The following is a 14,661-nucleotide window of genomic DNA, read 5'->3' on the forward strand; positions in this document are numbered from 1 at the left end:
ATAAGTCTTGCGGATAAAAAGCAGGGGCAAGCCACTGAAATTACAGCAAACTTTGATGTGAATAACGTAAAGACAATAGATAGGAGAACGGTGCACAGAGAGGACTGTGCACCGTGGTGAATTACCCTGGATCAGGGCATTGTTTAGGGCATATATACGTCGCGGAAGAAACCGCTCAGAGAGACATTAACTTTTACGGGTTTTGTGCCTCGGTTACGCCAATACCAGCCGTGGGTACCTTTAAACGGTGCGGTAAATGAACCGCTGGCCTGGCGCTGGTTACGGGCAAACCAATAGCTGGTGAACTCGTCACGCTTGGCGTTGGGTGGCTCGCCGTGCATATCAAAGTTCACCGCACCGCCTTCGGTTTTCCAGTTGAAGACAAAGCGTTCTCCGGCCTCCATCACGGCTTTGATTTCTGTGCCCTGACCGGGCGCGAGGGACAGCGTCATAGTGCGGGTCTGGTAGGCGCTGTCGCGTTTACGTACGGGGCTGTTTTCATCGTCATTGTCAGTTTCAACCGTCGGTGTTGATGCGGCAGCTGAAACGGCCGCAACCGCGGCAACGGCATTCACCGCCGGTGGTGTTGCTGTTACTACGGTGGCAGGGACGGGGGGCGTGGATTTTGTAGATGAGTTGAGCTGGGTCAGGCCCATCGCTTTACCCAGTCCGGTCGGGTCGATGCCGTATTCAGCCGGTAATACGGTGGTCACCAGCAGAACGCCTCCCAGTGCGGCGGCGGCAATTGTGGCTTTAATCAAACTGGCGTTGGATGGCAGGCCGTCGGTAGTCATATCAGAAATATCTCGCATGGTTCTCTCCTCAGGCTGCAATCAGGTAGCCGGTCATTTGATAGCCGATCAGCAGGAACCCTGCCGCCATCAGCACCACATTGGCCGTAAAGGCCTGATAGGAAAACGCCCGGCTTCGGCGCCAGAAGTTCATGATGATCAGAATGCCACCCAAGGCCAGCAACTGACCCATTTCGACACCCAAATTGAAGGCCAGAATGTTGGCGACCAGACCGTCCTCGGACAGTGTGAAGTCCTGCAGTTTGGTTGCCAGACCGAAGCCGTGAAAGAAGCCAAAGATCAGTACCGCCGCTTTGGTATTGGGCTGAAACCCAAGCCAGCGTCTAAAGGCGCCCAGATTATCCAGCGCTTTATAAACCACCGATAATCCGATGATGGCGTCCACAATGTATGGATTCACGTGGATTTCGCTGAGCACGCCGAACAGCAGTGTCACACTGTGGCCAACGGCAAAGAGGGTGACGTAGATACCCACTTCACGCATGCGGTAGAGGAAAAAGATCACCCCCAGCAGGAACAGAAGGTGGTCGTATCCGGTGACCATATGTTTGGCACCGAGGTAGATAAAAGGCAGCAGTTGTACACCGCTGGTTTGTTCGATAAACAGGGCATCACCTTCGGTCACGCCGTGGGCAAAACCGGAGGGACTGAAGCCAGCCGTGACTAATAGCAGTAACACGGGCAGGAGTATCCGGACGGACAGGGCGAAATCCCTGCCGTCAAATGATGATATACGCATCGTTTTCTCCTAATTCGGAGGCAAGTTGATAAGTCCGCTGTGTATAAACGCAGCGAAGGATTCTTCAACGTTGAACGGTTCCATGGTGGAACGGGATGCGTTAAACCCGAGGTGGTCGGTATAGACCGGGCAGTTGGGGATCCGTCGGATCGGGGAGCAGATAATTCTGCAAAGGTACACGGGATTTAGTTAGCCGCGTGGTAAGGCCGGGATGATTCAGTTGGTTTTCTATCGCACTGATGCTGTGGAGTAAGGTGTGGCTACTATCAGATAACTCAAGGCTTTCATCGTGGAAGTGGCCGAGTTCTGGTGGGTGGTAGTGGCCGTGTTGTTGCGCTTTGATCTGTGGATCGATCATCGGTGCCGATGCGTGTTGCCCCTGCTGTACCGCCAACAAACCACGACCCAGCAGGGACGCGATTAACAGCGCGGCCAGCAGGGCAAGCAAGGGATGTGAGCGGAATGCAGGTAAATAGATCATAGTGGCCTTGGAGCGGTAGATTGCGCAGAAGTTCAGTGGTTGAAGAAATAAGTTTAGTTTCAGACTAGAACGTTCAATCGTCCCTGAACAGGGTACTTTAAGGTGGGTGAGCTAATCGTTTAGTGTTGGGTGATTAGTCTGCTGGCAGTCTAAAGACGGCTCTGCACATTATTGTTAACGTCATCGGTGTTACGTTTTCTGCAGACAAAAAAAAGCCGCTACCGGCGAAGGCAAGTAGCGGCCAAAAAGGATGGAGCAGGTCATGCGTTCCATCACAGGAGTGTCAGTCAGAGTGGTGAAGCTCTGACCAACGGTCCCGGTTTTGCCAAGCTAATAAAAACGTTACTGAGCGGCGATCACTGTGAATTCGACCAGTACGTCGGGGCGTGCCATACGCGCTTCAACACACGCACGTGCCGGTTTTTCGCAGTCAGCGACCCATGCGTCATAAACAGCATTCATCGCCGCAAAATCTTTCATGTCACGTACATAGATGGTGATAGACAGGAGTTTGTTACGCTCACTGCCCGCTTCTGCCAGCAGGGCATCAATCTTATCCAGGCAGCGCTGAGTCTGTTCCGCCGTATCCCATTCAGGATCGCTAGCGGTCTGACCACACAGGTATACGGTGCCGTTGTGTTTAACAATTTTGCTCATGCGGTCGTTAGAACCAATACGCTCGATGCTCATTTCTCTGTCTCTCCGGATATCAATGAGGGTGTTCAAAAGTCTCTTACGAGGGTTTACAGCACCTTGCGCTCGAAGCGGTCGATGCGCAGTTTGTTCAGATCAAAGCGTGATTTTCCGTCGATAATCAGCTCGGCCATCACCTGACCGACAATCGGTCCCATCTGGAAACCATGGGCGGAAAAACCAAAGGCGTGATAGGCGTTGTCTGCGTTGACACTTTTGCCAATCACGGGCAGGTTATCCGGCATGTAGGCTTCTAATCCGGCCCACATCCGGTTAACCGAAGCGGTTTTCATGATCGGGAAAAACTCCACCACATTACGTGCACCTACGGCCATTTTGGCGTAGTCGAGGCGGGTCCGGTTGTTGTCCCGGTCGGCAAACCCTTTCGCGCCACCACCGATCAGGACGGTGCCGTTTTCAAACTGTTTAAAGGACAACGGGCGGCTGACCGCACCCACTACTGGCGTGGCAAAATGTGGCATGCGGGTGGTGATCATCAGCATCGGAGCGCTGTGGGTCAGAGGTACATTGTCGCCGATTTTAACGGCCACCTTGTCAGCCCATGCGCCGGAGCAGTTCACCAGATGTTCCGCTTCATAGCGGCCTTTATCGGTTTCTACCAGCCAGTGCTGACCCACCTTACGGATCTGCTGAGCGGCAACCCCTTCAATAAACTGTGCGCCCGATCGCTCAGCCGCACGGCGAAACGCCAGCGTGGATTGATAGGGAATGGCATAGCCATCCGTCTCTGACACCACGCCACCGACACAGTGCGGGGCCACGTGGGGCAGTCGCTCACGCAATTCTTGTTGATCGATCATCACTTCGTGGTGATAGCCCAGACCGTGCATCAGGGACTGACGGTTGCGCAGGGTATCCAGATCCTGAGTATCGGCAGCGATATTGATCAGCGAACGGGCACGAAAGCCGGTGTCAGCATCCAGCTCATCATCCAGCCGGTGCCAGAGCGCCATGGATGCTTTGCTCAGCTCTACCTCTGCGACATCACGGCCGAGCAGGCGTACACCGCCTGCGTTCACACCGGAGGCGTGACGGGAGACCCAATCCTTCTCCAGAACGGTGACGGAGACGCCCTGACGCGCCAGATTGTAAGCGGTGGCACAGCCCTGAATACCACCACCAATAATCAGTACATCGCTGTTCATACTGGTCATGACTTGGCTCCTGTATTGGACTGTTGGGCCGGCTCTACACGGCTGAACTGACCCAATTCGGTCAGGTTAAGCAAACGCATCGGAGAGCGCAGGCGGTAGTAACCGACCTGATCGACCGTGGTATCTCGCCACTGGGCCAGCAGTTCGCTGACGGTGTGACCGCACTGACGCCCCTGACAGGGGCCCATGCCACAGCGAGTCATGCCTTTCAGATCCTGAGGCCCACTCGCGCCGAGTTCAAAGCCCCGTTGCAGATCGGCGACGGTGCGTTCTTCACAGCGACATACCACCGTGTCAGGTGCGTCGGGGATGCGGTGGGCATCAATCGGGCGATACAGTCGGTCGATAAAACGGCGGAATTTGTTGAGCTTTTCGAGTTCACGAAACAGCGGACGTGCTTGCTGGTCGCGTTCCTCTGCACTGATCTGGTGGTGACGTTGCAGCTGATTCAGTGCCACCAGTTTCCCCATCAATGCAGCACCATCAGCGCCGACGATACCACTGCCGTCACCGGCTACGGAGATCGTTGGCACGGAGCTTTGGCCCCAACGGTTAAGCTTGGGTTTCCAGCAGAGCTGTTGTTCACACCAATCATGTTCCAGACCTAAAGCACGGGTCAGGTTCAGGTTGGGAATGACGCCCTGATGCAGGAAAATATGGTCGGCTTCGATCTGGCGGCCTTCGTGACCTGAGGTGAATTTCAAGCCTGTGGCCGCACTCTCGCCGGTAATCTCCAGATCTTTGGCAAAACGGTAAACGGGTACGCCCGCCTTGCGGATCTCATTGAGCAGCAATAAACCTTTGCTGACCATCTTGGGCGCGCTTAACGTGCCGCTTATCTCTTTCATTGAGTCGATATAGGCGGATTTTGGGGTGGTATCGATCAGTGCTTTGACCGGTACACCTAAGCGCAGGTACTGCGCCACGATCAGGTACAACAAGGGTCCGGTACCAACAAATACCGCGTTATCGCGCACCAGTCCGTCGGACTTCAGCATGACCTGTGCACTGCCAGCAGACATGACACCCGGCAGGTGCCAGCCCGGAATCGGAAAAGGGCGTTCCATCGCGCCGCCGCTGATAATCAGCTCACGTGCGGTCAGGCTCTGGGTGCCACCATCGCGGGAGAATAGTACTTCGCCGTTATCGCCCACATGCCAGACACTGGCACCGTGCAGATGTTCGGCGTTGCAGTTTTGAAAGGCTTCAACCAGTTTGGCGCCTTTCAGGTAGTCTTCGCCCAGTGCTTCCGGTTGTGTCAGCGGGCTGCTGGTCACTTTACGGTAGATCTGGCCACCGGGCTGAGGTTTATCGTCCAGTACGACAACGGTCGCACCGGCATCAGCAGCCGTGATGGCTGCTGACATTCCCGCAGGGCCCGCGCCAATGATGGCTATATCGTAGCTGCTGCCGGGATTGAATTCGTTGGGTGAATCATCACTCGGGCTGTAGATATTCATTTATTGGCCCTCCTGATATTGCACAGCGTTGTTGCCGGATACATCGGCAAACGCATCGCTGGTTTGGGTAATTTCCTGACGTTTCACAGACATGCCTTCGCACACCTGTGTCAGACACGCCTGACGGTTTGGCATGCCATCAATCTCAACCAGACACTCAAAACACACGCCCATGGCACAGTAAGCGGAGCGTTCCTGTTCGGTGACGGGAGAAAGCCGGGTTACGGTATCACCTGCCTGCGCCATCGCGGCCCAGACACTGGTACCGGCGGGCACGCGGATCTCGCGGTCATTAATCGTCAAATGGATCTGTGGATCGGACTGAGACCCTGACGGTTGCGATAGATATCGGAACATCATAGAAACCTGTTGCGTCGGTGTTGGGTTACGCGGTCTTTGGCCAGCTCTGACACTGCAGAAGTGGCGGATCAGGTACGACGAACAGCATGGCTGGCTGCTCGCCGGGGATGAGAGCAGAGCCTGTGCAGCGAGGCATCCGCCGCACAGGTCTGTCTTCAGGTAGAGGGTCGATCAGTTTTTGATCTGATCCAGAACGCCCTGACCCCACTCAGCACCGATGTCGTCGAGGATTTTTGGCCATACTTCAGCGCGAACTTTTTTCGCCGCTGCAGCCAGCTCTTCATCAGACAGTTTCACGATAGTGGCACCGTGGTCAGCCAGTTTCTGTTCGTAATCGCCCTGATCCGCTTCAGCACGCTCCCAGCGTTTTGCTTCGAAGTCAGTCGCGGCTTTGATCAGCGCGGCACGGTCATCACTGTCCAGGTCAGCCAGCGTCTCAGAGTTGATTACCATGTACCAAGCTTCGAAGTGGGTGTTAACCGGCACGTAGGTTTTAGTTACGTCACGGAAAGAGGCGTAGTAACCCTCTGCACCGGAACCGATCACACCGTCTACAACACCGGTCTGTACGGCGGTGAATGCTTCAGAGAATGGAATTGGGGAGCTGATGTAACCCAGAGAGTCAGATGTCAGCTGGAAGCTCTTGATGCCCGGTACACGTACCTTGATGCCTTTATCGACGTTCGGGTTGCCCGGAGAAACTGCATCACGGTTCAGTGCTACGCCACCGAAGTAAACCGGGTACGCGGCCAGCATGGTGATGTCCTGTTTCGCGTACAGTTCTTTCATCGCTTCGTAGATCGCACCGCCTGGACCGTAAGCAACTTTTGCTTCTTTCCAGTTAGCTGCGACGTATGGGAAGTAGGTGATCTGCATCTGACGGGACGCTGCAGTCGCGGCAGGCTGTACAGCCATATCCACAGCACCTACGGAGATACGCTCCTGTACGGTGGTGTAGTCGCCCAGCGCGCTGGCAGCAAAGATCTTAACCTTCACATCACCTTCAGTGGCTGTTTCTACGTTACCTGCAAATTCCTTCAGCTCGTTATCAACAATCGTGCCTTGTGGGCGGATGTGGCTGATCTTCAGCGTTGCCGCTTCAGCAACAGCAGACACGCTCAGGACACCGGCAAACATGGCCGCACTTACGGTTTTGCACAACAGGTTCAGTTTCATCTCATTATCCTCATTTACTTCTTTTTATATTTGGGAACCTGATAACAGGTTCAGGATCCTTCGAATAAGTCCGGGACTTTCTCGTTGGTTCCGTAGCCGGATCGTAATGACCCGGCTTTCGGGATCTTTTTCAGTGTTTCTATGTAACGTCGATCAATAGCCAAACAGCGCTGGCAGACCCAGTGACAGGTCAGACCAGAAGGAGGTCAGGAACACCACTGGCAGGTAACCGGTGATGATCAGGATCATCGCTGGACGAATCACCTTGGTGACCTGCACCTTGCCGATACGCGCCCCCAGATACAGGATCGAGGCATACGGTGGCGTTACCCCACCCATGGCGGTGTTCACACCCATGATCGCTGCGAACTGCACCGGGCTGATGCCGATCGCTTCCATCAGTGGGAGCAGCAGTGGGGCGATCAGAATGATGGCGGTGACGTCGTTAACAACCATGCCAACCAGGAACAGCAGCACGTTGATCAGAATCAGCAGGATCACTTTGTCTTCGGTGATGGAGAAGATCGCTTCAACCAGCTGCTGAGGCACACTTTCCAGTACAAACATCTGCGACAGAATCATGGAGAACAGAATCATCAGCATGATCGCACCCACCGAGGTGGAGGCTTCTTTGCCGGCACCGAGGAAGGTTTTCCAGTCCAGACCTTTGTAGATCAGGAAACCCACAGGGATCGCATAGATCACCGATACGGCCGCCGCTTCGGTTGGCGTCATGATGCCGCCGTAGATGCCGCCCAGAATGATCACGGGCATCAGCAGCGCAGGTGTTGCTTTAAAGCCACGACGGGAGACTTCAGCGACAAACTCTTCACCTTTAGGGCGTTCTTCCAGCTTCAGCGGGAACTTACGCGCCAACCAGATGTTCACCACGGAGAAGTTCGCCATGATCAGCAAACCCGGACCTAAGGTAGCCAGGAAACAGGCGAGGATGGAGGTATCGGTGACCCAGCCATACACGATCATGGTCACACTCGGTGGAATCAGCAGACCGAGCAGAGAGGCGTTGGCGATCAGTGCCGTTGCGTATTCACGTGGATAACCTTGTTTCTCCATCTCAGGGATCAGCAACGGACCTATCGCCGCGACACCGGTCAGACCGGAGCCGGAGATTGCACCAATCAGCGCACAGCTGATGGTTGCAACCACACCCAGACCACCGCGTAGATGACCTACAAAGATGTTCACAAAGCGCAACAAACTGGCCGCGATCCCACTGACACTCATAATGGTGCCGGCCAGGACAAACAGCGGAATTGCCAGCAGCACCGGGTTACCCAGCTGCTGGAAGCCCCATAGCATGTTGCCTTTCATCACAACATCGCCAAGGAAATACATCACCATCAAACCGCCACCAAAGCAGTACGGCAGTGGGATGCCAAGGGTTAACAGGATGACCAGTACGGCCACCGCCATCAGCGCAACTTCAACCATGATTCGGCTCCTCATCAGCAAACAGCTCGCGAATATGGCCGACGAGGTGCATAGCGGTGTACAGCATCATCAATACCAAGCCGGTCATTAAGGCGATATCGACGTAAAAAGTAGGGATGTACAGGGTTGGGCTCTCTTTCCATACCCGCCAGGAGTACTTGGTAAAGCGCCATGCCCAGTATGTGAGCCAGCAACCCACAACCAGACTCACAACTTCACCGATGATGGCGAGGATCGTGTGCTGATGACGGGTTTTCAGGAATATTTCCAGCACGTTAGCGCGGATATGGGTGTTCTCGCGGGATGCGTTCACTGCCCCTAGCAGGTAGAGCCACATGGTTGGGTAGAGGAGACTTTCCTCCAGACCCATCACCGGGATCTCCAGCACGTAGCGGGTGATTACCTGGACAAACTGTCCGAGGGCCACCAAACAGATCAGCCCGGTCAGAAGAATACTGACGAATCGGTTCATGGGCGTGTTTCCTCAAATCACAACGTTCTTGTAGTTATTAGTTTTGGATGTGCACTGGGTCTGTGAGCCGGAGGCAGAGACAACAGCGCAGATTCCGTTGTGAAATATTCGCAATCACACCCTATAAAATCAAAACGATAATATTGATCAGTCCATAGATTTTTTTTATGCTTTAGGGAAGTTGCCTTACAAATCAGTGGGTTTTACAGATCAGAGGATTTTATGAATCTCAGCATTCGCCAGTTGCAGGCATTTCGTGAAGTGATGCGCACCGGATCAATCTCAGAAGCGGCACGGGCGTTGAATCGAACCCAGCCGGCGGTCAGCTCTCTGATTGCCAGTCTGGAAGAGGAGTTGGGGCTGACACTGTTTGAACGCCAGCGCGGGCGGCTGGTGCGTAAACCCGAAGCGCAGTTTTTTCTGGAGGAGACGGAAGCGGTGCTGGAACGACTGGCACATACGTCGCGTACGATGAAAGAGCTGGCCTCGTTGAAAGAGGGACGGTTGCGTATCGCCTGCATGCCCGCATCTTCTCAGTTCATGATGCCCCGGCTGGTGGCTGATTTTGTGCAGGATAAGCCGCAGGTGAAGATCTCCTTGATGATGCGTGCCTCGGCCATCATTGAAGAGTGGGTCGCCTCACAGCAATACGATCTGGGCCTGGCGGAAACACCTCCACCGAACAGTGCACTGGCGATGCAAAATTTCGAACTGAGCTGTGTCTGTGCGCTTCGTCACGATGATCCGCTGGCGGAGAAAGCACTGATCACACCGCAGGATCTGTCGGGCAAACCGTTGGCGGTCTTACAGGAAGATCATCCGAACCTGATTGCCAGTCGCGAAGCGTTTCGTAAGGAGAAGGCTGTGTTTGAGCCGCGCTTTGAGTTACGCAACTTCCAGCCAGCGTTAAAGCTGGTGGAGGAGAAGTTGTGTTACTGCATCTGTGATCCCATCACCGCGAGCAGTTATTACGATTATCATCAGGTGGAGCCACAGTTGGTGTTTCGACCGTTTGCACCGGTGGTGCCGCTCATGGTGTCGATTCTGACCCCGGCCCATCGACCGCAATCACTGTTGGCATCGGCGTTTATCGATATTCTGGTGGAGGAAATTAACCGGATCGAGACGTTGTTTGCAGGGGATGGTTCGTCGGGATTTGAGGTGCGTTAGGAGGGATTAGAGGCAGGTAGCCCGGAATAGAACCGCTGTAACAGCAGTAAGTGCAGGTGCTATTCCGGAACTCATGCAAGCGTGACCGTTCGACAGACAGGTGTACGATATCCTGCCGAATAGATCGGTGCTTGTTATGCAGCGTCCAGGTTGTCGAACCGACCCAGCAGAGCTTTGATGCGATCCGTTGAATCTGTCTGGTTAGACAGCAGATTATCGCGTTCAGACGTCAGACTGTCACGTTCGGCACGCAGTTCGCTCACTTCCATGCGCAGCAGTTCCATCTCGTCCAGCAGTTGATCAATTTTGGTACCCAGTTGTTCCAGTAGTGCGTTATCCATTGAGGCTAAATCCCAGCTTGTAAAATAATAGTAACGGCGAGCGATTATAGGCGTGCGTTTAGTCGCTGAACAGCCGAATTTTCGGCATTCTCAGCGAATCACCGGAGGCGGTTGCTCAGTCGGGCGGTTCTCACCTTCATATGTCCCGTAATAGGAACCATCTGACCGTGATAAGTTCCCTTTATTAAGCAGTGCTCAGATGCGCTGTGACCTTCGTAGGTGACTGTGATTCCAGTGCGAAGTTCAGTTGATCACTATCTTGCCTGATACCTATCAAATTCAGCAACTTATTCGACGGCTGACCCATGTTTAAGCGCTTGAAGGTCAGCTATGATCAGAGTTGGAATAATCGGGAACGAAAGACGTCACTATGGAAAACCTTATTACTCTGATTCTGATCTGCGCAGGGTTATCACTGGTATTAAATGTACTGCTGAAAAAACTGCAGGTGGAGTCGGTGATTGGATACATTCTCACTGGTATGGCGGTGGGTTTTGCTTTTGATCTGGAGCACAGTGCGAGTTTAGAAACGGTGGCCGAGTTCGGCATCGTGTTTTTGATGTTTACCATTGGGCTGGAATTTTCACCGCAAAAGTTAAAGCTGATGAAAAAAGAGGTGTTCCTTTACGGCGCCTTACAAATGGGTATTACCGCGGCGGTCTTTTTCTTCATAGGACATTGGTTACTGGCGCTTGAACCCGCAGTGAACCTGATTGTCAGTCTGGCGTTGGCGTTGTCATCCACCGCCATTGTGTTGAACCTGCTGACGAAAAATCGCAAGGTAGGCAATCTCTATGGGCGTAATGCTGTCGGCGTATTGCTGTTTCAAGATATAGCGGTGATCCCGTTATTGCTGATGGTGTCTATTTTTGCCAGTACCCATCAGAGTGTGCCGGAACTATTGCTGAATGTGGTGATCGACGGTGCGATTGTCTTTGCATTGCTGTTTGTGGGGGCCCGTTTCGCCACGCCACACCTGATGGAACAGGTGATTGGCGCACGTTCCAACGAGATCTTTATCGGTGCATTATTGCTGTTTGTGATTGGCGCAGCGCAGCTGGCGCATACGCTTGGATTCTCCTACTCGTTGGGTGCTTTTATTGCCGGTATGGTGATTGCCGAAACGCACTATAAACATCAGGTGGAGGCCGACCTGATCCCGTTTCGTGATCTGCTGCTAGGGGTGTTTTTTATCACCGTCGGGATGCAGGTCAGTCCGCCGTTTGTGCTAGATAATCTGTTGCTGATTCTGGGCGTGATGGTGGGATTGCTGGCAGTAAAGAGCCTGATTCTCTTTGCTTTGATTCGGGTATTTCACGGTACCCGAACGTCACTGAAAACAGCGCTGCTGCTCTCTCAGTGCGGTGAATTCTCGTTTGTGGTGTTTGAAACCGCACAGGCCAATAATCTGTTTATGGATGCTGCATTTGGCCAGATATTGGTGATGGCGATTGTCTTTACCATGATGCTGACCCCGTTCCTGTTCCGTTCACTGGATCGAATCACCGACTGGATGGTGAAAAGTGGGGACGAGGAAGAACTTGTTTCCCCAGCGGCGGCTATGCATGAAGGACCGGGACACGTGGAAGCGAATCAGGTGGTGATTTGTGGGTTCGGATCACTGGGGCGTCGGGTTGGGCTGCATTTGAGTAAAGAGCAGATCGCTTATGTGGGGCTAGAGCATGAAGCCCACATGTATCGCCACGCAGAAGAGGAATACCTGCCAGTGATCTTTGGTAATGCCAGCCGGAGCCAGGTTTTACGCGGAATTCACATTGAGCAGGCACGGGCGGTCATCATCGCGATGAGCAACGAAGAGCGTATCCGTCAGGTTGCGCACGCGCTCAATCATGTGGCACCTGAGGTACCGGTGTTTGTGTGTTCCTCTAATGACAAGCTGATCGCTGAGTTGAACAGTGTAGGAGGCACGCAGTCGATTGATACCCAGGAGCAGAAAGCACTGGCATTGGTCGAAGCGTTGCAGGAAAAGGAAGCGTCCGTGTGATAGTGAAGTCAGGGTATCGTCTTCCGATGCCCTGACTCCTCAGCAGGTCTATGGGTTATACCTGTTGGGCAAAGTCCTCGACCAACTGATCAATCAGCAATCTGAGCGCCTGTGGCATATGGGTACGTGAACGGTAGATACCATAGATACCCAAAGCGTGCGGTTGATAGTCGGGTAATACCTGTACCAGTTCGCCAGATGCGAGATAAGGCGCGGCTGACATCAGCGGTAGCATGGATATACCGCTGTGACTGCGCACTGCGCTGAGTAATACCGTGGTGTCGTTGGCACTCAGGTTGCCTGTGACAGGGACTGACACCAGATCCTCTTGATAGATGAACTCCCACACACTGGTGCCGAAGTTCGCATACACCAAACAGTTATGGTTCTTGAGCTGTTCAGCGGACAGCGGGGTTCCCCGTTGTTGCAAATATTCCGGGCTGGCGCAGAGCACCGAGGGGCACTGGCCCAGCGGACGGGCGATGATGTTCGGGTCGAGGGTATTGGTGATCCGTATCGCCAGATCAATCCGCTCTTCCACCAGATTAATCATCTCATTGCGGATCTGCAGGTCCACGGCCACGTCAGGGTAGCGGCGCAGATAACTGTTCAGGGAGGGTAGCAGCATCAGCTGCGCGACAAACTGCGAACAGCTGATACGCAGACGTCCACGTGGCTTTTCGCGACTGTCCCCTAAGCCGGCTTCAACTTCCTGTGAAATCTCTCGTAACCGCTGACAATGAAGCAGCGCTTTTTCCCCTTCTGCAGTGAGACTTAGGCGGCGGGTTGAGCGATGCAGCAGTCGGGTACCCGCCCATGACTCCATCTGGGCCAGATAGCGGGTCACCATCGATCTCGACATATCCAGCGCGTCGGCGGCAGCGATCATACTGCCGCGTTCAATAATGGTAATAAACACTTCAGCGGCAGTAAGACGGTCCATAAGGGCCTCAATCCTGAAATTAATATGTCCGGAATAAGCAATTATTCATTGCTTGATATACGGTTTTTGTTTCTCTGGTTGAAATTTAGCATAGACCTCAGCTGATTAATGAACGAATTAACCGATTGAGTCTGAGAGGTCGATAACAATGCTAAATCTATCCACAGTTCTGAAACGCACGGCGATCACTGCGGTAGCAACCGCCGTCGCCTACACCCCGCTGAGTGCTGTTGCAGACAGTGATCTGACATTGCAGGTATATAACCCGGGTGAAAAAAGTATGTTTCCGGTGACGTCTACCCTGATTACAGGTGACCACGAAGCGATGCTGATTGATGCACAGTTCCAGCGTAACGATGCGCAGGCGCTGGTAAAGATGATCCGTGACAGTGGTAAAAAACTGACCACAGTGTTTATCAGTGCTGCGGATCCGGATTTTTACTTTGGTCTGGATGTCATCAAAACCCAGTTCCCGGATGTGACTGTGCTAGCGAGTGAGGAAACCATCAAAAAGATCCAGCAGACCATTGTGCGTAAGGAAGCCTACTGGGGACCGATTCTGGGTGAAAATGCGCCGCAGATGCTGGTGATTCCAAAGCCTCTTAAGGGGGATACGCTGAGTGTTGATGGCGAGAAAATCAAAGTGGTTGGATTGGATGGCCCTGATCCGGCACATGCTTTCCTTTGGATTCCTGAAAGTAAAACGGTGCTGGGTGGTGTCGCGTTGTACGACAATATGCATGTCTGGGTGGCGGATACGCAGACACAAGAATCCCGTGATCACTGGCGTGGTACCCTGGATTCTGTGACCGCGTTGCAACCCGAACGTGTGATTCCTGGACATTATCTGGGTGATAACAAAGGTGATCTGACCGCGATCAATTACACCTATACCTACGTGAAAACCTTTGAAGAGGAATCGGCAAAAGCAGCGGACTCCGTTGAGCTGATTGAAGCGATGGAGTCACGTTACCCGGGTAAAGGTGGCACCGGCTCTTTGCAGATCAGCGCAAAAGTGCTGGAAGGCGAGATGAAATGGCCGCAGTAATTTTCTGATCGTTCATGGATAGGGGCGACGGTGAGGTCGCCCCTATCCATCGAGAATGATGCTGGAGACGGGTTTCAGGCCGCAGACTTATACAGGTACGCGAGCAGGTTGTTGATGCTATTCAGCAGATGGTGGTCTGTATCAGGTATGCGTATATTCAGCCGCTTTCCGAGAGCAATTATCAGGATCATAAAGTCCATCGAATCGATATCCAGCTCGTCGCGCAGATCTTCCTCCCGGTCCAGCGTGTCCGGCTCCAACTCCGGAGCAATATTCTGCAACTCCTCGAATACAATCGCGTCGATCTGTTCCTGTTTCATAGTCACTCCAGTCA

16 protein-coding genes are annotated in these 14,661 nt (G+C 53.4%); 3 read left to right on the plus strand and 13 right to left on the minus strand.

What is annotated here, in order from left to right; all coding sequences use genetic code 11:
• Positions 1–143 precede the first annotated feature (143 nt).
• The 10 genes from IOQ59_RS12455 to IOQ59_RS12500 form a co-directional block, all read right to left on the minus strand.
• A complete protein-coding gene (locus tag IOQ59_RS12455; protein WP_193953709.1) occupies positions 144–812 on the minus strand; it encodes a hypothetical protein in 669 nt (222 codons plus the stop codon).
• Between the two features lie 10 nt (positions 813–822).
• Positions 823–1,551 (minus strand): HupE/UreJ family protein, encoded by a 729-nt coding sequence (locus IOQ59_RS12460; protein WP_193953710.1) that lies wholly within the window; start codon positions 1,549–1,551, stop codon positions 823–825.
• A 100-nt stretch (positions 1,552–1,651) separates the two neighbouring features.
• Positions 1,652–2,032 (minus strand): hypothetical protein, encoded by a 381-nt coding sequence (locus IOQ59_RS12465; RefSeq protein ID WP_193953711.1) that lies wholly within the window; start codon positions 2,030–2,032, stop codon positions 1,652–1,654.
• 342 nt (positions 2,033–2,374) lie between these two features.
• The gene (locus IOQ59_RS12470) at positions 2,375–2,722 is read right to left on the minus strand and encodes a RidA family protein (RefSeq protein ID WP_193953712.1); all 348 of its coding nucleotides are present in this window, start codon (positions 2,720–2,722) and stop codon (positions 2,375–2,377) included.
• A 53-nt stretch (positions 2,723–2,775) separates the two neighbouring features.
• Positions 2,776–3,900 carry an NAD(P)/FAD-dependent oxidoreductase gene (locus tag IOQ59_RS12475; RefSeq protein ID WP_228050874.1) on the minus strand — a complete coding sequence of 375 codons (1,125 nt, stop codon included), beginning with the start codon at positions 3,898–3,900 and terminating at the stop codon, positions 2,776–2,778.
• Positions 3,897–5,360 (minus strand): FAD/NAD(P)-dependent oxidoreductase, encoded by a 1,464-nt coding sequence (locus IOQ59_RS21460; protein ID WP_193953713.1) that lies wholly within the window; start codon positions 5,358–5,360, stop codon positions 3,897–3,899. Before IOQ59_RS21460 ends, IOQ59_RS12475 begins: the two co-directional genes overlap by 4 nt.
• The gene (locus IOQ59_RS12485; protein ID WP_304621441.1) at positions 5,361–5,720 is read right to left on the minus strand and encodes a (2Fe-2S)-binding protein; all 360 of its coding nucleotides are present in this window, start codon (positions 5,718–5,720) and stop codon (positions 5,361–5,363) included.
• A 171-nt stretch (positions 5,721–5,891) separates the two neighbouring features.
• Positions 5,892–6,896 carry a TRAP transporter substrate-binding protein DctP gene (gene dctP, locus IOQ59_RS12490; protein WP_193953715.1) on the minus strand — a complete coding sequence of 335 codons (1,005 nt, stop codon included), beginning with the start codon at positions 6,894–6,896 and terminating at the stop codon, positions 5,892–5,894.
• A 153-nt stretch (positions 6,897–7,049) separates the two neighbouring features.
• The gene (locus IOQ59_RS12495; protein ID WP_255512547.1) at positions 7,050–8,348 is read right to left on the minus strand and encodes a TRAP transporter large permease; all 1,299 of its coding nucleotides are present in this window, start codon (positions 8,346–8,348) and stop codon (positions 7,050–7,052) included.
• Entirely contained in the window at positions 8,341–8,820 is a 480-nt protein-coding gene (locus tag IOQ59_RS12500; protein ID WP_193953717.1) for a TRAP transporter small permease, read from the minus strand. Before IOQ59_RS12500 ends, IOQ59_RS12495 begins: the two co-directional genes overlap by 8 nt.
• A 222-nt stretch (positions 8,821–9,042) precedes the next feature.
• Between IOQ59_RS12500 and IOQ59_RS12505 the strand changes: the two genes are divergently transcribed.
• Positions 9,043–9,990 carry a LysR substrate-binding domain-containing protein gene (locus tag IOQ59_RS12505; protein WP_193953718.1) on the plus strand — a complete coding sequence of 316 codons (948 nt, stop codon included), beginning with the start codon at positions 9,043–9,045 and terminating at the stop codon, positions 9,988–9,990.
• A gap of 134 nt (positions 9,991–10,124) precedes the next feature.
• Here IOQ59_RS12505 and IOQ59_RS12510 read toward each other — a convergent pair whose 3' ends face one another.
• Positions 10,125–10,331 carry a cell division protein ZapB gene (locus IOQ59_RS12510; protein WP_193953719.1) on the minus strand — a complete coding sequence of 69 codons (207 nt, stop codon included), beginning with the start codon at positions 10,329–10,331 and terminating at the stop codon, positions 10,125–10,127.
• 370 nt (positions 10,332–10,701) lie between these two features.
• On the opposite strand from IOQ59_RS12510, the gene IOQ59_RS12515 reads away from it, so the two are divergent.
• Entirely contained in the window at positions 10,702–12,336 is a 1,635-nt protein-coding gene (locus IOQ59_RS12515; protein ID WP_193953720.1) for a cation:proton antiporter, read from the plus strand.
• Between the two features lie 55 nt (positions 12,337–12,391).
• Here IOQ59_RS12515 and IOQ59_RS12520 read toward each other — a convergent pair whose 3' ends face one another.
• Positions 12,392–13,279, minus strand: coding sequence for a LysR family transcriptional regulator (locus IOQ59_RS12520; RefSeq protein ID WP_193953721.1), 888 nt, complete (start codon positions 13,277–13,279; stop codon positions 12,392–12,394).
• A 148-nt stretch (positions 13,280–13,427) separates the two neighbouring features.
• On the opposite strand from IOQ59_RS12520, the gene IOQ59_RS12525 reads away from it, so the two are divergent.
• On the plus strand, positions 13,428–14,327 hold the full coding sequence (locus tag IOQ59_RS12525; RefSeq protein ID WP_193953722.1) for an MBL fold metallo-hydrolase: 900 nt from the start codon (positions 13,428–13,430) through the stop codon (positions 14,325–14,327).
• 74 nt (positions 14,328–14,401) lie between these two features.
• On the opposite strand, the gene IOQ59_RS12530 is transcribed toward IOQ59_RS12525, so the two are convergent.
• Positions 14,402–14,647 carry an acyl carrier protein gene (locus tag IOQ59_RS12530; RefSeq protein ID WP_193953723.1) on the minus strand — a complete coding sequence of 82 codons (246 nt, stop codon included), beginning with the start codon at positions 14,645–14,647 and terminating at the stop codon, positions 14,402–14,404.
• Positions 14,648–14,661 lie beyond the last annotated feature (14 nt).

This window comes from Pontibacterium sinense (genome assembly GCF_015209595.1).
In the GTDB taxonomy this organism is placed as follows: domain Bacteria; phylum Pseudomonadota; class Gammaproteobacteria; order Pseudomonadales; family Balneatricaceae; genus Pontibacterium; species Pontibacterium sinense.